This window comes from Roseitranquillus sediminis, from assembly GCF_016918935.1.
Classification (GTDB): domain Bacteria; phylum Pseudomonadota; class Alphaproteobacteria; order Rhodobacterales; family Rhodobacteraceae; genus Roseitranquillus; species Roseitranquillus sediminis.
On the sequence record NZ_JAFFOB010000005.1, the window covers coordinates 41,724 to 61,280 of the forward strand.

Consider the following 19,557-nt stretch of genomic DNA (forward strand, 5'->3'; position numbering starts at 1 on the left):
CCGGCCGCGACCATTGGCCGGACCCGCACAGGAGACGGACCATGCTGAAGATCACCGATCTGGTGAAGCGCTACGGCGGTGGCGACCCGGTGCTCAAGGACCTGAGCCTCGAGATCCCGGGCGAGAGCGTCGTCTCGATCATCGGCTCGTCGGGCGCGGGCAAGTCAACGCTGCTGCGTTGCATCAACAAGCTCGTCGAGCCGACCTCGGGCTCGATCGTCCTGAACGGGACCGAGCTCACGCGGCTGCGCGGCCGGCAGCTGCGCGAGGCGCGGCGCAAGATCGGCATGGTGTTCCAGAGCTTCAACCTGGTGGACCGGCTGACGGTGATGGAGAACGTCCAGTCGGGCCGGCTGGGTTATATCTCGACCTGGGCCGCGATCATGCGCCGCTATCCGCGCGAGGACGTCCGCCGCGCCTACGAGCTGATGGAGCGGGTCGGCATCGCGCACTACGCCAACAAGCGCGCCGACGAGCTCTCGGGCGGCGAGCGCCAGCGGGTCGGCGTCGTCCGCGCGCTGATGCAGAAGCCGGAGATCCTGCTGGCGGACGAGCCGACCGCCTCGCTCGACCCCAAGACGTCGGAGCAGATAATGGGCCTCCTCCGCGACCTCTCGCGCGAGCTGCGGCTGCCGGTCCTAATAAACATCCACAATGTGCACGAGGCGCGGGAATACACCGATCGCATCGTCGGGATGCGCTACGGCCGGATCATCTTCGACGATCTGCCCGCTGCGCTCGACGAGGAGGCGATGGAGCGGATCTATTCCGGAAGTCCCGCCGCCGACCGCGCCGGCGACATGAGGCAGGCCTCGTGAGCACGCACCCCGACACCTGGCAGCGGCCGCCCTTCATCTCGAACCCGGTCCTGCGCTGGGGCGTCTACATCGGCGCCATCGTCTATGTGGTCTGGACGCTGGCGGCGCTGCCGATCGACTGGCAGCGGGTGGCCGAGGGGCTGGTCCGGGCGCAGCGCATCTTCGGCGGCGCCTTCCCGCCCAGCTTCGAGCGCAGCGGGCTCCTGATCGACGGCTTTCTGGAGAGCCTCAAGATTGCTATTCTCGCCACCGCCGGCGGCGTGCTGCTGTCGATCCCGATCGCCTTCATGGCCGCCCGCAACATCGCGCCTTTGCCGGTCTTCTACCTCGGCCGGGCGATGATCATCGTCGCGCGCAGCTTCCACCCGGTGATCGTGGCGATCATCTTCGTCAAGGCCGTGGGCTTTGGCCCCTTCGCCGGCGTGCTGACGCTCATCGTCTACTCCATCGGCTTCGTCGCCAAGATGCTTGCCGAGCGGATCGAGGAGATCGATTTCGGCCAGGTCGAGGCGATGCGGGCGGCGGGCGCGCCCTACTTTTCGACGCTGTTCTACGCGATCTTTCCGCAGATCATGCCGCGGCAGGTGGGGCTGACGATCTACCAGCTCGACTCGAACCTGCGCGCCTCCGCCGTCGTCGGCATCGTCGGTGCCGGCGGCATCGGCGCGACGCTCGCCAACGCCTTTGGCCGCTACGATTATGACTTCGCGCTGGCCATCACCATGGTCATCGTCGCCGCGATCCTCCTGTCGGAGGCGTTCAGCGGCTGGATCAGGAAGAAGATATGACGCTCGCCGACCTGGGACGCGACGACTGGACGCGCTTCACGCCGCGCCAGCGGATGACGCGCTACGCTGCCTTTGCCGTGATCGCGCTGGCCATCGGCTGGGCGCTCGGTTCGATCGAGATCATTTGGGCGTGGGTCTGGGACGCGCCGGAGCAGATGGGCGACCTCTTCGGCCGGATGTATCCACCCGATCCCACCAATCTCTCCACCATTCTGCAGGTGCTGTGGGAGACGGTGAACATCGCCACCATCGCCACCGCCTTCGCGGTAATCCTGTCGCTGCCGGTGGCCTACCTCGCCGCGCAGAACACCACGCCGAACCACGCCACGCTCTGGCTCGGCCGGTTCATCCTCGTCTCGTCGCGCTCGATTAACACGATCATCTGGGCGCTCCTCTTCGTCGCGATCTTCGGCCCCGGAGTAATTGCCGGCATCGTCGCGATCATGTTCCGCTCGATCGGCTTCGTCGGCAAGCTGCTCGGCGAGGCGATCGAGGAGATCGACAAGCGCCCGGTCGAGGCGCTTGAGGCAACCGGCGCCTCGCGCTTCAAGGTCATCGCCTACGCCATCGTGCCGCAGGTCATGCCTACCTTCTGGGCGGTTTCGATCCTGCGCTGGGACATCAACCTGCGCGAGTCGACGGTCCTCGGCCTCGTCGGCGCGGGCGGCATTGGCCTGATCCTCCAAGGCGCGATCGACACCTTCAACTGGCGCGAGGCGGCAACTGTCCTGCTGGCGATCCTGGCACTGGTGATCATGGGCGAGATCGTGTCGGCCTGGCTGCGCCGCCGCATCCTGTGATGACCGCCACAGCGGCGACGCCCGCCTGGGCGTTCGAAGCCTACGTGTCGGTGCGCAACCGCCTGCCGAGTCCGGGTCCGCATTCCGTGACGCCGCAAGTGGCGGAGACGCTCGCGGACATCGCGGCGCCCTACGACCTCATCCTGCTCGACGCCTATGGCGTCCTGAATGTGGGAGAACAGGCGATCCCCGGAGCTCCCGAGCGCATGGCCGAGCTGCGCCGCGCGGGCAAGCGGACGATGGTCGTCACGAACTCCGCCGGCTATCCGAAGCGAGCAATGATGGCGCGGTACGCCCGCCTCGGCTTCGATTTTGCCCCGCACGAGGTCGTGTCGAGCCGCGAGGCGCTCCTGCGCCACCTCGACCGCCAGCCCAAGCGGCGCTGGGGCCTGATGCTCGCGCAGGGCTACGGGCTGGAGGAATTCGAGGCGCTCGAGGCGCGCTTCCTCGACGACGCGCCCCTGACCTACGACTGGGCCGAGGGCTTCCTGCTCGTCGGGTCGGAGGGCTGGACCGAGGCGCGGCAGGCCCGGCTGGAAGCGGCGCTGCGCGAACGCCCCCGTCCGGTGCTGGTCGGCAATCCCGACATCGTGGCCCCGCGCGAGGGCGGCCTGTCGCTCGAGCCCGGCCACTTCGCCCACCGCCTCGCCGACGCCACCGGCGTCCGGCCGGAGTTCTTCGGCAAGCCCTTCCGCCAAATCTACGACCTGGCGCTGTCGCGGCTTCACCCGAGCCCCGCATCGGAAAAGATCCTGATGGTCGGCGACACGCTGCACACCGACATCCTCGGTGGCCGATCGATGGGCTTGGCCACGGCACTTGTCACCGCCTTCGGTTCGCTCGCCGGCTCGGACGTCGCCGCGGCCATAGCGACCTCAGGCATCACCCCCGACTTCGTGGTGGAGAGGACATGAGGCGCCGCCGCTGGTATTCCGAAAAGGCCCAGACACTGCTTCGTTCCAAGGCATGCCCCTGGGAATGCCGAGATGGCTAAACCGGGACTCGCGGCCCGCCTTCTTGAGGCGGCTCGATCCGCGGCTGGTTTCGGCTGACATCTTACAGTGAGGTTCAAGCTTCAGTCCGCAGTAGCGCCCCACCGATGTCTTCAGCAGGCCGCGCGTGGAGCCCGCAACGTGGCGCGGCGCGCGGCCCGGGCGTGAGGCCATTGGAGCCTGCAGGCACGGCGCCAGCCGACTCGCGAAGTCGAGGCCGCGATCGCCGTCTCGTTCCGCCCCGGATCGCGGGAACAGGGGATGATCTGTCTGGGCGGCAAGGTCGATGACGTCCATATGTCACCTGAACAACCAGCGAACGGCTATCCGTCACTAGGAGCGGGCCGCACTTCGTGACGCGGCATAGGCCGCGAAGGCTTGCATGAACTCGTCCAGCTGATCTCTGACATTATCGTCGATCAGCCGTCCGTGGTCGTCGAAGGCGCCCTTCGCGCGGGACACGAGCAGCCGGCCCTCGCTCCAGAAGTCTGCCCTGAGCGTGCGCAACACCGGAAGCCATGCAGCCTGACCGAGAGTGGTCCCGAACCCGCCGGGCGAAGCACCCATGAGCGCCACCGGTCTGTTGCGAAACACCCGCGCGATGTCGGCGGGCGGGCGCGTGAGCCAATCGATCGCGTTCTTGAGGGGTCCCGGGATCGAGTTGTTGTATTCCGGCGTCGCAATAATCAGCCCGTCGGAGGCAGCGATCGCGTCCTTCAGCGCAGTGACCGGGTCGGGAACGCCGTGCTCCGCCTCGAGATCGCCGTCGTAGATCGGGATCCCGCGGATGGACCTGATGTCCAGGTGATGCCCATCGGGCAGCACCTCTGCAGCGGCGCGAAGCAAGGCTGAGTTGAGCGACGCTTCGCGCACGCTTCCGGAGATGCCGACCAACTGTGCCATCACGTTCTCCCGGCTTCCTTGCGATCAGGCTAGCGGGACTGGGGGCAAGGTTGAAGGCGTGGATTCCAGGAAGGCGAAATTCCTCCAGAAGCCGTCTCTTCTTGAGTCGGTATGGCTGACACCGGCTCGTCTCTCGCTGCCCATGCCTTCGTCGGCGTCACTGAGGAGGCGCCGCGCTACGGCGCAGGCAGGATCGTAGGCCGGTTGCGGGCCGATCAGGTCGACGCTGAGGTTCTGGTGGGCCTCGAACCGTCGACGTATACGTCGACCGGCCTCATGGCGAACCGCTCGAGACCAGCGACGTATTGGCCGTGGCGCTACGCTGCATGTCGCTTGAGAGCCTCGCGCGCATCGACAGTTCTACCATCAGGCTGCCCGCCATAGCGTCCTGATCAGGCCCGGGTCTTTCCGAATGTGGGCGTTCCTACACCACCGGGACATGATCCGGGCAGATCGCCCCGTCGCTCGAAACAGCGTGGGGTTTTCGTGGAAGTTTCAGGGCGAAGCCGATTGCTGGCGCATGTGCCCTCCGGCCTCTGCGGCCTTCGCGTCGGCGAGCAGATCCGGTTACACATGCGGCATGAGAAAGCTGCGTTCGGTCTGGCTGGGCGAGTTGCCCCTCAAGGAGGCCTTCTGGACCTGGGCGATCACCATCGGTCTCGCGGTTAACCTGACCACCAGCATCCTGTTTCTCGCCTTGATCTCAGCCGACCGCCCGTGGGCGGCGCTGTTCTTGGAATATGGCCCATCGGTGCCTTACAACGTGCTTGCCGTGGTTGGCGTCTGGCGCGCGGCCTCGCACTACCAGGGTCCCGCCGCGCACGCCGATCTTGCTCGCATTGCGACGTTGAGCGTGATGCTGCTGCTGACGGTGACCTGAGGGCCGGCCGACCCGAAGCAACACAGCCGATCGACAAGGCACCGCAGGCCCGAGGAACTGCTCATCCATCGCACCGTTGGCGAGCATGAACTCGCTCGCGAACGAGTCGCGGGCGGAAGTGGTCCTCGTGACTTTCGTGGCTGAACCAGGTGCGAAGATCGCGGTTCTGATCTGTCGCCGGAGGGTCGATGTCGCGCCGGATCGAACGCAGAGGAACCAAGTCGGTGACGACGGGCGCTGAACCCGACGACACAATTGCCGAGCCGCGCGGACGCCTCGTGACGATCTTCGGCGGCACCGGCGCTGCCCTCTCCGGCCTCGCCGAATTCGCGGTGGTCGCGACGGGCGTGCGGGACCACCTGGACCGGCGAGCGCGCTGAAGCGTCGCGATTTGACAGAAAGCGGAGCGGAGCGTCGACCAGAAGGTATCGGCGGCGCAGCTCGAGGCCATAGGCGCCTTTCACTGGGCTACGCTCGCGTTGTTAGTGTCCGCGGTGGTGGTGGAATTTCCGCTGTTGTCGGCGGTGTAAGCGGGGTGGCCATCAAGGTGTACGGTCAGGGTGGAGTTTGCCGACTTCAACCTGTCACCGAAGGGACCGCCGATGACCAAGACCAGCATGTCGCTCTCCGAGCTGCTTGAGAAGCACGATGAGGGCGATTTCCTCCGCGCCGTCGCCGAGGCGGTCCTGCAACTGCTCATGGAGACCGACGTCGAGGGCGTGGTCGGGGCCGGTCGACACGAGCGCACCGAGGGGCGCACGACCTGGCGCAACGGCTACCGGACCGGGCGCTCGACACCCGGCTCGGGACGCTGAACCTGCGCGTGCCGAAGCTGCGGCAAGGCTCGTACTTCCCGGGCTTTCTCGAGCCGCGCCGGACCTCCGAGAAGGCTCTCGTCGTTGTCATACAGGAGGCCTGGGTCGGCGGTGTCTCGACCCGCCGGGTCGACGAGCTCGTGCAGGCGATGGAGCTCAGCGGCATCTCGAAGAGCACGGTGTCGAAGCTCTGCGTTCGCCATGGCTCTCGAACCGATGGCGACCCATGGCTCACCATCGACGAGCGCGTCGGCGAGTTCCTCAACCGCCAGCTCACCGGCGACTGGCCGTATCTCTGGCTCGACGCGACGTATCTGAAGGTGCGGCAGGGCGGCAGGATCGTCTCGGTCGCAGCCATAATCGCCGTGGCGGTCAATACCGACGGGCGCCGCGAGATCATTGGCCTCGGCACTGGGCCGTCCGAGGCGGAGACGTTCTGGACGGAGTTTCTGCGCGGCCTCAAGGCGCGCGGGCTCAGCGGCGTGAAGCTGGTGACCAGCGACGCTCACACCGGCCTCAAGGCCGCCATCGCGCGGGTGTTCGAAGCCACCTGGCAAAGGTGTCGGGTTCACTGGATCAGGAACGCCTTGGCACACGTCCCGCGCGGCCAGCACACGGTCGTCGCGGCCGCAATCCGCCAAGCCTTCAGCCAGCCCGACCGGGAGCAAGCCGGTGCCACCTGGCGCCACGTGGCGGATCAGGTCCGGGCGCGCGCGCAAAGCTCGCGGCGCTCATGGACGAGAGCGAGCACGACGTCCTGGCCTACATGGCCTTCCCCGCGCAGCACCGCACGAAGCTGCATTCAACGAACCCGATCGAGCGCCTGAACAAGGAGGTGAAGCGCCGGGCCGACGTCGTCGGCATCTTCCCGAACGAAGCCTCGATCGAGCGCCTCGTCGGCGCCGTCCTGTTCGAACAGAACGACGAGTGGGCGACCCAGCATCGCTACATGCAGGTCGAGGCCTTCTCGAAGATCGACACCGGCGAGGTCGACCCCATTCTCAGCGTAGCGATGGAAGCCGCCTGATTATGCCCTCAGGCCATCTCGCAAACTCCACCACGTTGACGGACGTGACCCGCGTTCTTCGACTGGGAGTCGAAGGACCGAATGATTGTCTGCACAGGGAGATCGACGAGCAGGTCGAGGTGGCGTCGCTGATCGTGGACGCCGCGCCTGTACCCGAGGGCGAGTCGGCGCGGCACATCACGTGGTGCTCGGGCGCCGGGACTGCAGCGCGCTCGCAGGGCACGTCTTCGAGGCCTAGGTACGACCAGGAACCCGCGCTAGTGCTGGCCTGCGAAGATGTCGACGCGCCGTTTCCCGCCAAGCCACCCGCTCAAGCCGAGTTCCTGTAACGCCGCCGCCGGAGCGACCCTCTCCAACCGCGACCGACTGTCACTTCAGGAAGCCGCCCTCTTCGCCGATCGTGCGGATCCACCCGCAGTGCGCGATCTTCTGGCTCGCGGAGTGGTTGTCGAACATCGAGGCTTGATCTCGGACCATGGCAGCAAGACGCTCCCTGGACCCGGGCTCGCCCAAATCCGGGTGTAACACGATGTAGCGCTCCACCTGGGTCTGGTCGTAGCGAAACTCGCAGTACTCCTCGGAAGCCAGAACCGCGGCGAGGTCGCTCGAGGGTCGAAGCGCGTCTTGATGCTGGGCGACGGACGGATCGGCCAGGAAGATCGCGCAAAGGGTCAATCGTCTCATCGGCACTCCAGCAGGATAACGCGAGCCTCGCTTCCAAATTTCGCGCGGTCAAGCGGTGTCAACTCCGATCCGCTTCGCTGTATGGCCTGGGGAGGCCCTCAAGGACCTCGGCCATTTTGGGGTTACGCGACTATAAGGACGGGTCGAGGAAGACCTCGACGACCGAACCCGTCTTGTCCCTGATCGAGCTGCTGCAAGGCATGCTGGGGGCGACTTTCTGCGCGCGGCAGCCGCGGCGGTGGTCCCAATTCTGATGGAGCACGACGTCAAGGGCCTGATCGGCGCTGGCCGATACGAGCGCGGCGACGGCCGGCAGACCTGGAGCAACGGCTACGGCGACCACGAGCTGAAGACCGGCTGGGCGATCCGAAACTGCGGGGTCCGAGAACCGCGGCAGCGCTCATACTTCCTCCGCGTCCTCGAGCCACACAGAAGCTCGGAGAATTCGGCGGTCGGAGCTATCCTGATATTGCGCGAAGAGGGCCTGCTGAATCCTCATCCGCCCGCATGGATTGGGCGTGAAGGACAGCACAGAGCTGCTGCGACCATACCGCCATGCCGCGTCGCGATCAGTGCAATCAGGCGATTGCTTGAGCTTCGTGCAAGGCGGTACGTTCCATGAGCTGCTCGCATGTTCGAGGGTCGGCTGGGGGATGAGGCCATGGGTCTTTCGGGTGTCTCGTTGCCGGCCCTCAGAACATTCGAGGCCGTGGCCCGCGTGCGTTCGATGTCCGGCGCAGCGGCGGAGCTCGGCGTCACGCAAAGCGCGGTCAGCCGGTCGATACAGATCCTGGAGGAGGCGCTCGGGACGTCGCTCTTCCGACGCAGTCGGCCTCTCTTGTCCCTGACCGAGGCAGGCGAGCTGCTTTATGGCGATGTGCGGCTGGCCTTCGACAGACTCGATAGCGGCATCGGCCGGGTGCGCGCGCTGCATGCATCGGGGCGGCTGATCGTCGATGTGCTGCCGACCTTCGCAATCCGTTTCCTGATACCCCGCCTCGGCACCCTCCGGCAGGCGTCACCGAACCTCGAGGTCGATGTCACGATTTCGGAGAGTCGCGTCGACTTCGCCACCGGCTCCATTGACGTGGCGATCCGCTACGGGCTTGATCACCAGTGGAAAAACGCTGTTTCAGCGCGCCTTATGGGCGAAGAGATGGTCCTCGTCTGCGCGCCGTCCCTGCGGCGACTCTACGGCGAGGATCTGGATCCGGGCAGCCTTGCCCCCGCGATGCTGCTGCGGCACACGACGCGGATCGAGGCTTGGGACGAGTGGTTCGCGGCAGCTGGCATCGAGCCGGTGAAACCGTCCGGGCTCGGCCTCGAACACTACATCATGGTCATCGAGGCGGCCGTCGCCGGCCTCGGCTTCGCCCTGCTCCCCCGGTTCATGATCCAGCGCGAGTTGTCTGGCGGCTCGCTCGTCGTGGCGTCGATGCCAATCCTCCGCCGGCGCCAGGGCTACTACCTGCTCCATGCCGAGGCGCAGCGGGGAGATGAGCGCGTGGTCGCCTTCGAGACCTGGCTGCGCGGAGAGATTCACCGCAGCGAGATCGCATGCGCCACTTCAACCTGAAATCCGTTGACCGGGGAGGTGGAGCGTGCATCACTTTCACTCATGTAAGGCTGCCTTGGTCACAGAAGCCTGAATCGGCGCGCCAGCCCGGTCACGCCCGACCTCAGCCCGGAACGGCAGCAAGTGCGAAGGGAGCGAATTTTGAGCGCGAACAGTGAGACTATCCTCGTGACCTCGCCGCTGGAGGAGGAGCATGTCTCGCGCATTCGAGAAGCCGCACCCGAAGGCGTCACAGTGGTCTGCGATCAGGATTTGCTGCCGGACACGCGCTACGTCGCCGACCACAAGGGGGTCGACACCTTCACCCGGACGGCGGAGCAGGAAGAGCGGTTCGCCGCGCATCTGCGCCGCGCCACCATCCTATGGGACTTTCCGGCGAGCGGCCTCGCGGACGCGCCGAATGTCCGCTGGGTCCAGACCACGAGCTCCGGGGTCGGGCAGCTGGTCAGCAAGCTCAAGCTCGCCGATCATCCGGTGGTCATCAGCACGGCGCGCGGCGTGCATGCTGGGCCACTGGCCGAGTTCGCGATGATGGCGCTGCTCATCCACGCGAAGCGGCTGGACTATCTGCGCGCAGAGCAGAAGGCGCACCGATGGGAACGTTACTGCGGCACGGACCTGCGCGGCCGCGTGATGGCGGTCGTGGGCGCCGGGCGTGTCGGGGCGGAAGTAGGTCGCTTGGCAAAGGCCTTCGGCATGCACGTGCTGTCGGTCGTCAACCGCCCCTCACCCGAGCGCGCCGCCGAGCTTCACGCCGACGAGGTGATGGGTCCGGACCGGCTGGTCGACGCTGTCTCCCGCGCGGACTGCGTGACGCTCTGCGCTCCGCACACGAGCGACACCGAGAACATGATCGACGCCGGCGTGATCGCCCGGATGAAGCCGGGCGTCGTATTCGTAAACATCGGGCGAGGCCAGCTTGTGGACGAGGAGGCCCTGATCGAGGCCTTGCGTGACGACCGGATCGGCTTTGCGGCGCTCGACGTGGCACGGATGGAGCCGTTGCCGAAGGACTCGCCGCTCTGGGACATGCCGAACGTCCTGATCAGCCCGCATTCCGCGAGCACCGTCGAAAGCGAGAATGAAAAGATCGTGGACATCTTCATCGAGAATCTCCGCCACTTCGTGGCGGGAGAACCCGATCGAATGATCAATGTCTTCGACAAGACAAGAATGTACTGAACCAAACCAGCGGGGAAAAAATGAAGACCAAGCACCATTCACGACGGAGGGCCGCCGCACGTCTGACGGGCGCGTCGATGCTCGTCGCGGCCGGAATCGTTTCGGCTACGGCGCAGGAGGGCGAGCCGCAGTACGGCGGACAGCTCATCTACGCCCAGTCGGGCGAGAAGTTTTCGCTCTTCCCGGGGCGCAACACCGACAACGGGGCCCAGGACGTTTGGCTCAACGCCTGCGAGAACCTCGTGGAGCTGAACGAGGAAAGCGAGATCGTCCCGGTGCTAGCCGAGAGCTGGGAGACCTCGGAGGACGAGAAGACCGTCACCTTCAAGCTGAGGGAGGGCGTGGAATTCCACGACGGCACGCCGTTCGACGCCGAGGCCGTGGCGTTCGTCTTCAACGAGGCGAAGGCACAGGATTTCATCTACATCAGCCTGCTCGAAGGCTTCGACCGCGCCGAGGCGGTGAGCGAGCATGAGGTGGCCTTTCACCTCGAGGCGCCGTTCGCCGCGCTGATCCCCAACCTCGCTTACCGGCCGCTCTGCATCTTCAGCCCGACCGCGTATCAGGAGCTGGGCGAGGAAGGGATGGCCACGCAGATCGTCGGGACTGGCCCGTTCAGGCATACGGATTGGGTGAAGGGCGAATACGTCCTCTTCGAGCGCAACGACAACTACTGGAAGGAAGGCCTGCCCTACCTCGACAGCATCAAGATGGTCGTGGTCCCCGACCCCTCGACCCGCACCGCGATGCTTGAGCGTGGTGAGGTTGATCGGGCGGTGTCGCTGTCGGACTTCGACATTCCGAGGCTGGAGCTGAACGAGAACATCCGCGTGCGCACGGTTCCGAGCACGCGGCAGTTCTACGTCGTGCTGAACCACATGGTGGAGCCTTTCGACGACGTGCTGGTCCGCCGCGCGCTGAACCACGCGATCGACAAGGTCGGGATGGTCCAGGCGGTATTCGCCGGATCCGGCGCGACGGTGCCGAAGGCGCCGACGCTTTCCGAAGGCGTCTACGGCTACCAGGACATGCGCCAGGAGGGCGAGGACTCGATCTTCCCCTACGACCCGGAGATGGCGCAGTCGCTGCTGCAGGAGGCGGGCTACGAGGACCGCGACGGTGACGGCACGATCGAGAACGCCGACGGCGAGGATCTGGCGTTCACGCTCTGGACGCGGAAGGGCTCGACCAAGGGCGACTATCAGGTCGCGCAGCTCCTGCAGTCGTTTCTGGGCGAGATCGGCATTCCGATCGAGCTCGTCGTGATGGAGGCCGCGGCGTTCAGCTCGGCGGTCTCGCAGGCGCCCGACGATGCGGAGTACGAGATGGCGCTTCTCAGCTGGGGCATCCCGACGGCGGATCCCGACGAGCCCATGATGTACTTCACCCACACCAAGGCGTGGAAGCCGGCAGGCGCGAACCGGATGTTCTTCTCCTCCGAGGAGCTCGACCGGCTGGCCGACGCTGCGCACACAGAGACCGACGAGGACGAGCGCAAGGAGCTCACGCGGCAGTGGATGGCGCAGCTCCTCGAGGAGGCGCCGGTGATCTACCTGCCGACGCTCCACCTGTCGCTGGGCACGCGGAGCTATGTTCACGGCGACCGCATCCTCGCCGTCGACAACTATCCCGCGACGGAGGCGTGGATCGACCATGAGGAGATGCAGCGTCAGGGCATCAGCCGTTGACGCCGACCGTGCCGGAGCGGGAGACCGCTCCGGCGCGCCGCAGCGGCGCCGCCGCAGCACCGCGGCCTGACGGGCGGTCCTTCAGGCGTGCGGCTCTCCCGCGCAAGATCGAGCGTTCCGCATGCCGCGACTGATCCTTTCCCGCCTCGTCTTCATGGTGCTCGCGGGCTTCCTGCTCCTCAGCTTCCTCTTCGCGCTCTTCCACATGATCCCGGGTGATCCGGCCCGGCTCATGGCGGGCGACAACGCGCCGGAGGAGCTTGTCCAGAGCATCAGGCGCGCCTACGGCTTCGATCAGCCGCTGCACGTCCAGTACCTGTCCTACATGCAACGCGTGCTGATGGGTGACTTCGGCGTCTCGAACTACACGCGCCAGCCCGTGCTCGAGGTCGTCTTGCCCCGCATCGGCAACACGGCAGCGCTGGCCGGCTGCGCGATGCTCTTCGCGATGACCGTCAGCCTGATCCTCGGATCGTTCTCGGCAATGTTCTGGGGCGGACCAGTCGACAAGGGCGTCACGGCCTTTTCTCTGGTCGGTATCTGCACGCCGGTCTTCGTGACCGGCATCATCGGCATCTACCTCTTCGGGGTGTACCTGCGCTGGCTGCCGATCGGCGGCATGTCGAGCTGGCAGCACTTCATCCTGCCGGTCCTCACGTTGGGCGCATATCAGGCGGCGATGTTCACGCGGATGGTACGCTCGTGCATGGTCGACGCGCTGGGGCGCGACTTCATCACGACCGCTCGCGCCAAGGGCGCCCCCGAGCGTCGCGTGGTATTCCACCACGCGCTGCGCAATGCGCTCCTGCCGATCATCACGCTCTTCGGACTTGGAGTCGGGCATACGCTCGGCGGCTCTGTGGTGACCGAGACGATCTTCAACTGGCCGGGATTGGGGCGGCTCATGGTCGACTCCATCCTGACCCGCGACCTGCCGGTGATGCAGGGCGCAATCTTCTTCTTCGCCATGATCTTCATCCTCGTGAACCTCCTGGTCGACATCCTCTACACCTGGGCCGATCCCAGGGTCTCCTACGACTGACGGAGCCGCCGCATTGCGCAAGTTCTTCAGAGACTTCTCCCGCGATCCGGTCGCGCTCGTCTTCGGGCTGATCCTGCTCGGGATCTACATCGTGGCCATCACCGCCCAGTGGATCGCACCCGGCGATCCGTTCGAGACGAACCTGCGCAACGGCATGCAGCCGCCGTCGTGGGAGCACTGGTTCGGCACCGATCAGTTCGGCCGCGACGTGCTCTCACGCGTGATACTCGCGACGCAGGTGACCGCGCGCCTGACGACGCTGGCGATCCTCTTCGCGGTCGTCCTCGGGGTTCCGATCGGCATGATGGTGGGCTACCACGGCGGCCTCGCGGACGCGATCGTGATGCGGATCACCGACATCATGCTGATCTTTCCGATGATCATGCTCGCGATCGTCATCGTCGTCATCGCCGGTCCGTCTGAACGCGGCGTGATCATCGCGCTGGGCCTCTCGCAGTTGCCGGAGATGATACGGATCTCGCGCGGCGTCACGCTGTCGCTGAAGGAGGAGCTTTACGTCGAGGCGGCCGTCGCGGCGGGCGCACGCTGGCCCTGGATCCTGCGCCGCCACGTCTGGCCCAACATATCGACGCCGATCATCGTGCAGGCCACGCTGACCCTGCCCGTCTTCGTGCTAAACGCCTCGGCGCTCAGCTATCTCGGGCTCGGCGTGCAGCCCCCGACGCCGGAATGGGGCCAGATGCTGAACGAGGCCAAGGACTTCCTGATCAACGCCCCTTACCTGATCATCGGACCTTCGGTCGCGCTTTTCCTCTTCGTCCTCTCCGCGAACCTAGTGGGCGATGCGCTGCAGGAGACGCTGAACCCACGGACCAAGTCGCGACGCATCACGCGCCGCTTCTACCGCGTCTCGCGCAAGAGCGCGCTGTCATGAGCCCGCTGCTCGAGGTGCGCGGCCTGCGCGTCAATTTCCTGACCGATCGCGGCATCGCACGCGCCGTGGACGGCGTGAGCTTCAGCATCGAGAGCGGCCGGACGCTGGGCGTGGTCGGCGAGAGCGGCTGCGGCAAGTCGGTGACCTCGCGCGCCATCCTGCGCCTCGTCGATCCGCCGGGCTGGATCGAGTCCGGCGAGATCCTGTTCGCGGGTCGCGAGCGACGCGAGGATCTCGTGAAACTGCCGGCGAACGGGCGGCGCATGCGGGCGATCCGCGGCGGCGAGATCGCGATGATCTTCCAGGAGCCGATGACGGCGCTGAACCCAGTGTTCACGATCGGCGACCAGACGGTCGAAGCGCTGCGCCTGCACCGCAGCATGCCCGCGGCAGAGGCGCGGGAGCGCGCCGTCGCGGCCTTCGCTTCCGTCGGCATCCCGGCGCCCGAGCAGAGATTCCGCGAGTATCCGCACCAGCTTTCAGGCGGAATGCGGCAGCGCGCCATGATCGCGATGGCGATGATCTGCAACCCGCAGTTGCTGATCGCCGACGAACCGACGACGGCGCTCGACGTGACGATCCAGGCTCAGGTCCTCGACCTGATGAACGAAATGCGGCAGCAGTTTGACGGCTCGATCCTCTTCATCACGCACGACCTTGGCGTGATCGCCGGGATGGCCGACGACGTCATCGTCATGTACCGCGGCAAGGTCGTCGAGAGCGCGCCGGTGCGCGACCTCTTCCGGCAACCGCGCCACCCCTACACGCGCGGCCTCCTGCGCTCCGCCCCTTCGCTCGTGAAGGGCAATCGCGAGAAGCTGGAGGCGATCGAGGGCACCGTGCCCCAGCCCACCGAGCACATCCGCGGCTGTGCCTTCGCGCCGCGCTGCGCGCACGTCATGCCGCGCTGCCGGGAGACCGTTCCGGCGCTCGCCGGCGGCGAGCAGCATCGTGCCGCCTGTTTCCTGCACCACGACGAGACCGAGGAAATGTATGATGCCGTCTGACGAGGTGCTCCTGAAGGTCAGCGGCCTCCGCAAGGTCTTCCCCGTCAGGAAGGGCATCCTTCGGCGCACGGTGGCCGAGGTGAAGGCGGTGGATGGGATCGACCTCACCGTCTATCGCGGCGAGACGCTGGGCCTCGTCGGCGAGAGCGGGTGCGGCAAGACCACGGCCGGACGCTCCATCCTGCGCCTGACGGAGCCAAGCGGCGGCTCCGTCCTCTTCCGAAGCTCGGCCCTCGCCTATCGCGAGGACGACGACGGGATGGTCGATGTGGCCAAGGTCTCGCACCGCGAACTCCGCCTGCTGCGCCGCGAGATGCAGATCATCTTCCAGGATCCCTATTCCTCACTCGACCCGCGGATGAAGGTTGGCGAGCTCATCGCGGAGCCGCTGCGCGTCCAGCGCCTCGAGAGCCGCAGCGAGCGCGAGAGCCGCGTGGCGCGGCTGATCGAGGCGGTCGGCCTCGACGCTTCGCATGTCGACCGCTACCCGCACGAGTTTTCGGGCGGCCAGCGTCAACGGATCGGCATCGCGCGTGCCCTTTCGCTGAACCCCAAGCTGATCATCGCGGACGAGCCCGTCTCGGCCCTCGACGTCTCGATCCAGGCGCAGGTGATCAACCTGCTGCAGGATATCCAGCAGGAGTTCGGGCTCACCTTCCTCTTCATCGCCCACGACCTGTCGGTGGTGCGCTACATCAGCAACCGCGTTGCCGTCATGTACCTCGGCCGGATCGTGGAGCTGGGCAGGACGGACCGCCTGTTCGAGCAGCCGCTGCATCCCTACACAGAAGCGCTCATGTCGGCGGTCCCGATCGCCGATCCCGAGAGGCCGAGGGTGCGGATCCGGCTCGAGGGCGACGTGCCGAGTCCGATGTCGCCGCCCTCGGGCTGCCCATTCCATCCGCGCTGTCCCTATGCCGTCGAGCGGTGCCGGTCCGAGACGCCGCGGCTGCGCGACTTCGGTCACGGTCATTCCGTCAGCTGCCACCGGGCAGAGGAGCTGGACCTGCGTGGTGTCGGGCAGGACATCGCGGCCGAGTAGGCGAGACCAATTGACCCAAGGGAGGGGTGACGATGCGACTGGCGCAATCGACATACGAAGAGGTGGGCCGCTATCTGGAGCGCTCCCGCGGCATCATCCTGCCCACGGGGTCGACCGAGCAGCACAGCCCGATCGGCGTGATGGGCACTGACCATATCGACGCGGAAACGATCGCCTGGCGCACCGGCGATCTTTGTGACGCGCTGGTGGGACCGACCGTGACGATCGGCATCTCCGAGCACCACATGACCTTCCCAGGTTCGATCACGCTGCGCCCCACGACCTACATCGCCTTCATGACCGACTACATCCTGTCGCTGGTCGAGCACGGCTTCGAGCGGTTCTACGTCCTGAATGGCCACGGCGGGAACACGTCCACGCTGAACGCCGCCTTCGCCGAGGTCTACACGACCGTGCGACGCCGCTTCGGTTGCGCCATGCCGGATGTCCGTGCCAAAGCGATGAAGTGGTTCGAGAACGATATCTGCGAGGCAAGGGCGCTGGAGCTGACGGGTCACACGGCACTCGGCCATGCCTCGGCTGCCGAAGTGTCGGTCGCCCAGGCCGCCGATCCGGCGAACATCCGGAAGGCCAAGCTCGAGCCGGACTTCGCGCCGCTGGATCACACCTTCTACAACTCCGCCGACTTTCGGCGACGCTTCCCCGACGGGCGGATCGAGTCCAACCCCGAGAACGCCAGCCCCGAGATCGGCGCCGCGCTCCTGGAGACGGCGGCTGCCTTCCACGCGGAGCAGTACCGCGCCTTCATCCTCGCCGACTAGCGGCGGGCGCCTGATGCCGTGGCATCGCAGGCAGCCTCCTCTCGCACGTTCGGCTGCCGGACGGGCGGCATGGCGATGGGCAGTTGCCTCCGCAGCGGGCGCCTGCTGCACGAGAAGTTTCGGCGCTTCAATTCTGCCGATGCGGCAAAGCCTGGGATTCGCACCGCCGCCCGCGAATCCTGAGACTGTGACAGGTTCGGGAGATATCCCTCGCGCCCGACAAGGCTTGTGATCGAGGTGATCGAAGGCAGGCGCTCAAGGCTCAGTTCCAAGTCCGGCCGAACGGGAGGTCCGGACGATGAAGCGAACGACGTTAAGTGAGGAGCAGATCATCGGGGTTCTGCGCGAGCATGGTCGAGGCCAAGCGCATCGTCAGCGACCACGGCACCGAGTTCAACTCGAACATCATCTTCGCCGGGACCGAGGCAGCCGGCGCCGTCTGGCATTTCATCGCGCCGGGCAGGCCCATCCAGAACGGCATCTGCGAAGCTTTCAACGGGCGAATGCGCGACGAACTCCTTCAACCAGACGCCGTTCTTCGATCTAGAGCAGGCCCAAGACAAGGTCGCGAACCGGGTCGCCGAAGATAAACACAGCCGGCCGCACTCCGCGATCGGCTACGAGACGCCGCCGAACGTAGGCGTTCGACTTTATGCGGCCCGGCTCACCGCAATGGGCGCACCAGAGCCGAACGAGATCGAGTGCTTCTTCTTTCCCGCTCTCAGCGACTTCATCGTCCTCGGGTCGCTGATGACCACCTGCCTCTATGAACAGAGCCGCCGGCCCGGCACAGGCGAGAGCATCCCATGGAGGTGGTAGGCCCGGAGGGACTCGAACCCCCAACCAAAGCGTTATGAGCGCTCTGCTCTAACCAATTGAGCTACAGGCCCTCCAGCGGCCGGATTAGCAGATCGGGCCGACCGGTCAAGGCGCTGACCGGTCGGCCGCATTTACACGGGCGAAGCCGGTTGCTAGCGACGGGCCAGGCTATCCGGAGGCTGGGGATGACGGGCGACGACGGGCTGGACTATCGCGCGGCGGGTGTCGACATCGCCGCGGGCGATGAACTGGTGCGGCGGATCGCGCCGGCGGCGCGACGGACTGCGCGGTCGGGCTCGATTGCCGGGCTCGGCGGGTTCGGCGCTTTCTTCGACCTGCGGGCGGCGGGCTACGACGATCCGGTGCTCGTCGCCGCGACCGACGGTGTCGGGACCAAGCTGCGCGTGGCGATCGAGGCAGGAGACCTTTCGGGGCTCGGGCAGGACCTCGTGGCGATGTGCGTGAACGATCTCGTCTGCCAGGGGGCGGAGCCACTCTTCTTCCTCGACTACTACGCGACCGGCCGCCTCGACGTGGACGACGCGGCGACGGTGATCGAGGGCATCGCCGAGGCCTGCGCCGCGTCGGGCTGCGCGCTGATCGGCGGCGAAACGGCGGAGATGCCCGGCATCTATGCCGCCGGCGATTTCGACCTCGCCGGCTTCGCAGTGGGCGCCGTGGAGCGCGGCCGGACGCTGCCGCAGGACGTGGCGCCGGGGGACGTTGTGCTGGGGGTCGCCTCGTCCGGCGTCCATGCGAACGGGTTCTCGCTGGTGCGACGGGTGGTCGAGCGCGCGGATTTGGCTTGGTCCGACCCCGCGCCATTTGCGGAGGGCGCGCTCGGCGCCAGCTTCCTGGCGCCAACACGGCTCTACGTGCGCGCCGTCCGCGCCGCCATCGCCGCGGGGGGCGTGCACGGTGTGGCGCACATCACCGGTGGCGGCCTCACCGAAAACCTGCCGCGCATCCTGCCCGACGGGATGGGCGCGCGCATCGACGTCGGCGCATGGGCGCGTCCCGCGGTCTTCGGATGGCTGCAGAAAGAGGGCGGCGTGGCCGAGGCCGAGATGCTCCGCACCTTCAACTGCGGTATCGGGATGACGCTGGTGGTGGCGCCGGACAGGGCCGAGGATGTCACGGCGGCGGCCACGGAGGCGGGCGAGACGGTCCACCGCATCGGTGAGATCGTCGAGGGCAAGGGCATCGGCTATGAGGGCACCACCGCGTGACGCGCCGGGTGGCCATCCTGATCTCCGGGTCGGGATCCAACATGGCGGCGCTGATCGACAGCATGACCGGCGACCATCCGGCGCGGCCGGTGCTGGTCCTGTCGAGCGATCCGGCGGCCAAGGGACTCCAGCGGGCGGTTGGTCGCGGCGTTCCGGCAGAGGCCGTCGACCGCCGCGCGTATCGTGACCGCGCTTCGTTCGAGGTCGCGGTCGACGCAGCGCTGCGGCGCGAGGGTGCGGAGATCATCTGCCTTGCGGGTTTCATGCGCATCCTCTCGGCCGACTTCGTCTCGCGCTGGACCGGCCGTATCCTCAACATCCACCCGTCCCTCCTGCCGCTCTACCGCGGGCTCGACACCCATGCGCGGGCGCTGGCGGGGGGCGATGCCGAGGCCGGATGTACGGTGCATGAGGTCACGGCGGCGCTGGACGACGGGCCGATCCTGGGTCAGGCGCGGGTGCCGGTCCTGCCGGGCGACACGGCCAACGCGCTGGCGGCGCGGGTGCTGGAGGCCGAGCACCGGCTCTACCCGGCCGTCCTGCGCCGCTTCGCCGCCGGCGACCGGACGCCGGTGCGTCTGCCCTGAG

Annotated in this window: 22 protein-coding genes, 1 tRNA gene and 2 pseudogenes; 21 read left to right on the forward strand and 4 right to left on the reverse strand. The window is 66.7% G+C overall.

Annotated features, from left to right (window positions below):
• Nucleotides 1-41: 41 nt before the first annotated feature.
• Genes phnC through JM664_RS00655 form a run of 4 tightly spaced genes read left to right on the forward strand, consistent with a single transcriptional unit; the run spans nt 42 to nt 3,320 of the window.
• The gene (gene phnC / locus JM664_RS00640) at nt 42-818 is read left to right on the forward strand and encodes a phosphonate ABC transporter ATP-binding protein (protein WP_227417969.1); all 777 of its coding nucleotides are present in this window, start codon (nt 42-44) and stop codon (nt 816-818) included.
• Nucleotides 815-1,606 carry a phosphonate ABC transporter, permease protein PhnE gene (phnE, locus tag JM664_RS00645; protein WP_227417970.1) on the forward strand — a complete coding sequence of 264 codons (792 nt, stop codon included), beginning with the start codon at nt 815-817 and terminating at the stop codon, nt 1,604-1,606. The genes phnC and phnE (JM664_RS00645) overlap by 4 nt, the downstream gene beginning before the upstream one ends.
• On the forward strand, nt 1,603-2,406 hold the full coding sequence (gene phnE / locus JM664_RS00650) for a phosphonate ABC transporter, permease protein PhnE (RefSeq protein ID WP_227417971.1): 804 nt from the start codon (nt 1,603-1,605) through the stop codon (nt 2,404-2,406). Before phnE (JM664_RS00645) ends, phnE (JM664_RS00650) begins: the two co-directional genes overlap by 4 nt.
• A complete protein-coding gene (locus tag JM664_RS00655) occupies nt 2,406-3,320 on the forward strand; it encodes an HAD-IIA family hydrolase (RefSeq protein ID WP_227417972.1) in 915 nt (304 codons plus the stop codon). Before phnE (JM664_RS00650) ends, JM664_RS00655 begins: the two co-directional genes overlap by 1 nt.
• 411 nt (nt 3,321-3,731) lie before the next feature.
• Here the strand turns inward: JM664_RS00655 and JM664_RS00660 are convergent, their stop codons facing one another.
• Complete coding sequence (locus JM664_RS00660; protein WP_227417973.1) at nt 3,732-4,301, reverse strand: NADPH-dependent FMN reductase; 570 nt, start codon at nt 4,299-4,301, stop codon at nt 3,732-3,734.
• A gap of 580 nt (nt 4,302-4,881) precedes the next feature.
• Between JM664_RS00660 and JM664_RS00665 the strand changes: the two genes are divergently transcribed.
• The 4 genes and pseudogenes from JM664_RS00665 to JM664_RS00680 all read left to right on the forward strand — a co-directional run bounded on the left by JM664_RS00665 (nt 4,882) and on the right by JM664_RS00680 (nt 7,352).
• A complete protein-coding gene (locus tag JM664_RS00665) occupies nt 4,882-5,181 on the forward strand; it encodes a hypothetical protein (protein WP_227417974.1) in 300 nt (99 codons plus the stop codon).
• A gap of 224 nt (nt 5,182-5,405) precedes the next feature.
• Nucleotides 5,406-5,561: a hypothetical protein gene (locus JM664_RS00670; RefSeq protein ID WP_227417975.1), complete on the forward strand. Its 156-nt coding sequence runs from the start codon at nt 5,406-5,408 to the stop codon at nt 5,559-5,561.
• Between the two features lie 222 nt (nt 5,562-5,783).
• Nucleotides 5,784-7,023 (forward strand): annotated as a pseudogene (locus JM664_RS00675) (IS256 family transposase).
• A 35-nt stretch (nt 7,024-7,058) separates the two neighbouring features.
• Nucleotides 7,059-7,352, forward strand: a complete 294-nt coding sequence (locus JM664_RS00680; protein WP_227417976.1) for a hypothetical protein — start codon at nt 7,059-7,061, stop codon at nt 7,350-7,352.
• Between the two features lie 40 nt (nt 7,353-7,392).
• Here JM664_RS00680 and JM664_RS00685 read toward each other — a convergent pair whose 3' ends face one another.
• Nucleotides 7,393-7,707 (reverse strand): hypothetical protein, encoded by a 315-nt coding sequence (locus JM664_RS00685; RefSeq protein ID WP_227417977.1) that lies wholly within the window; start codon nt 7,705-7,707, stop codon nt 7,393-7,395.
• Between the two features lie 205 nt (nt 7,708-7,912).
• Here JM664_RS00685 and JM664_RS18940 point away from each other — a divergent pair.
• The 9 genes and pseudogenes from JM664_RS18940 to JM664_RS00730 all read left to right on the forward strand — a co-directional run.
• Nucleotides 7,913-8,329 (forward strand): annotated as a pseudogene (locus JM664_RS18940) (transposase); the annotation flags it as partial.
• Between the two features lie 9 nt (nt 8,330-8,338).
• Nucleotides 8,339-9,283 (forward strand): LysR substrate-binding domain-containing protein, encoded by a 945-nt coding sequence (locus JM664_RS00695; RefSeq protein WP_227417978.1) that lies wholly within the window; start codon nt 8,339-8,341, stop codon nt 9,281-9,283.
• A 141-nt stretch (nt 9,284-9,424) separates the two neighbouring features.
• Nucleotides 9,425-10,465, forward strand: a complete 1,041-nt coding sequence (locus JM664_RS00700; protein WP_227417979.1) for a D-2-hydroxyacid dehydrogenase — start codon at nt 9,425-9,427, stop codon at nt 10,463-10,465.
• Between the two features lie 20 nt (nt 10,466-10,485).
• Nucleotides 10,486-12,153 (forward strand): ABC transporter substrate-binding protein, encoded by a 1,668-nt coding sequence (locus JM664_RS00705; protein ID WP_227417980.1) that lies wholly within the window; start codon nt 10,486-10,488, stop codon nt 12,151-12,153.
• Between the two features lie 121 nt (nt 12,154-12,274).
• Nucleotides 12,275-13,195 carry an ABC transporter permease gene (locus JM664_RS00710; RefSeq protein ID WP_227417981.1) on the forward strand — a complete coding sequence of 307 codons (921 nt, stop codon included), beginning with the start codon at nt 12,275-12,277 and terminating at the stop codon, nt 13,193-13,195.
• 13 nt (nt 13,196-13,208) lie between these two features.
• Complete coding sequence (locus JM664_RS00715; protein WP_227417982.1) at nt 13,209-14,090, forward strand: ABC transporter permease; 882 nt, start codon at nt 13,209-13,211, stop codon at nt 14,088-14,090.
• Complete coding sequence (locus JM664_RS00720) at nt 14,087-15,097, forward strand: ABC transporter ATP-binding protein (RefSeq protein WP_227417983.1); 1,011 nt, start codon at nt 14,087-14,089, stop codon at nt 15,095-15,097. Before JM664_RS00715 ends, JM664_RS00720 begins: the two co-directional genes overlap by 4 nt.
• On the forward strand, nt 15,087-16,139 hold the full coding sequence (locus tag JM664_RS00725; protein WP_227417984.1) for an ABC transporter ATP-binding protein: 1,053 nt from the start codon (nt 15,087-15,089) through the stop codon (nt 16,137-16,139). The genes JM664_RS00720 and JM664_RS00725 overlap by 11 nt, the downstream gene beginning before the upstream one ends.
• Nucleotides 16,140-16,171: 32 nt before the next feature.
• Nucleotides 16,172-16,921, forward strand: a complete 750-nt coding sequence (locus JM664_RS00730) for a creatininase family protein (RefSeq protein ID WP_227417985.1) — start codon at nt 16,172-16,174, stop codon at nt 16,919-16,921.
• Nucleotides 16,922-17,234: 313 nt separating this feature from the next.
• Here JM664_RS00730 and JM664_RS00735 read toward each other — a convergent pair whose 3' ends face one another.
• Nucleotides 17,235-17,402: a hypothetical protein gene (locus JM664_RS00735; protein ID WP_227418360.1), complete on the reverse strand. Its 168-nt coding sequence runs from the start codon at nt 17,400-17,402 to the stop codon at nt 17,235-17,237.
• Between JM664_RS00735 and JM664_RS18945 the strand changes: the two genes are divergently transcribed.
• On the forward strand, nt 17,389-17,511 hold the full coding sequence (locus JM664_RS18945; protein ID WP_406675754.1) for an integrase core domain-containing protein: 123 nt from the start codon (nt 17,389-17,391) through the stop codon (nt 17,509-17,511). The genes JM664_RS00735 and JM664_RS18945 overlap by 14 nt on opposite strands.
• 82 nt (nt 17,512-17,593) lie before the next feature.
• Nucleotides 17,594-17,740, forward strand: a complete 147-nt coding sequence (locus tag JM664_RS00745; protein ID WP_227417986.1) for a hypothetical protein — start codon at nt 17,594-17,596, stop codon at nt 17,738-17,740.
• On the opposite strand, the gene JM664_RS00750 is transcribed toward JM664_RS00745, so the two are convergent.
• Nucleotides 17,735-17,811: transfer RNA gene (locus tag JM664_RS00750), tRNA-Ile, on the reverse strand. The genes JM664_RS00745 and JM664_RS00750 overlap by 6 nt on opposite strands.
• Nucleotides 17,812-17,925: 114 nt before the next feature.
• On the opposite strand from JM664_RS00750, the gene purM reads away from it, so the two are divergent.
• Together purM and purN are read left to right on the forward strand one after the other, a co-directional pair.
• Complete coding sequence (purM, locus tag JM664_RS00755; protein ID WP_227417987.1) at nt 17,926-18,969, forward strand: phosphoribosylformylglycinamidine cyclo-ligase; 1,044 nt, start codon at nt 17,926-17,928, stop codon at nt 18,967-18,969.
• Nucleotides 18,966-19,556 (forward strand): phosphoribosylglycinamide formyltransferase, encoded by a 591-nt coding sequence (purN, locus tag JM664_RS00760; RefSeq protein WP_227417988.1) that lies wholly within the window; start codon nt 18,966-18,968, stop codon nt 19,554-19,556. Before purM ends, purN begins: the two co-directional genes overlap by 4 nt.
• Nucleotide 19,557: the final 1 nt, after the last annotated feature.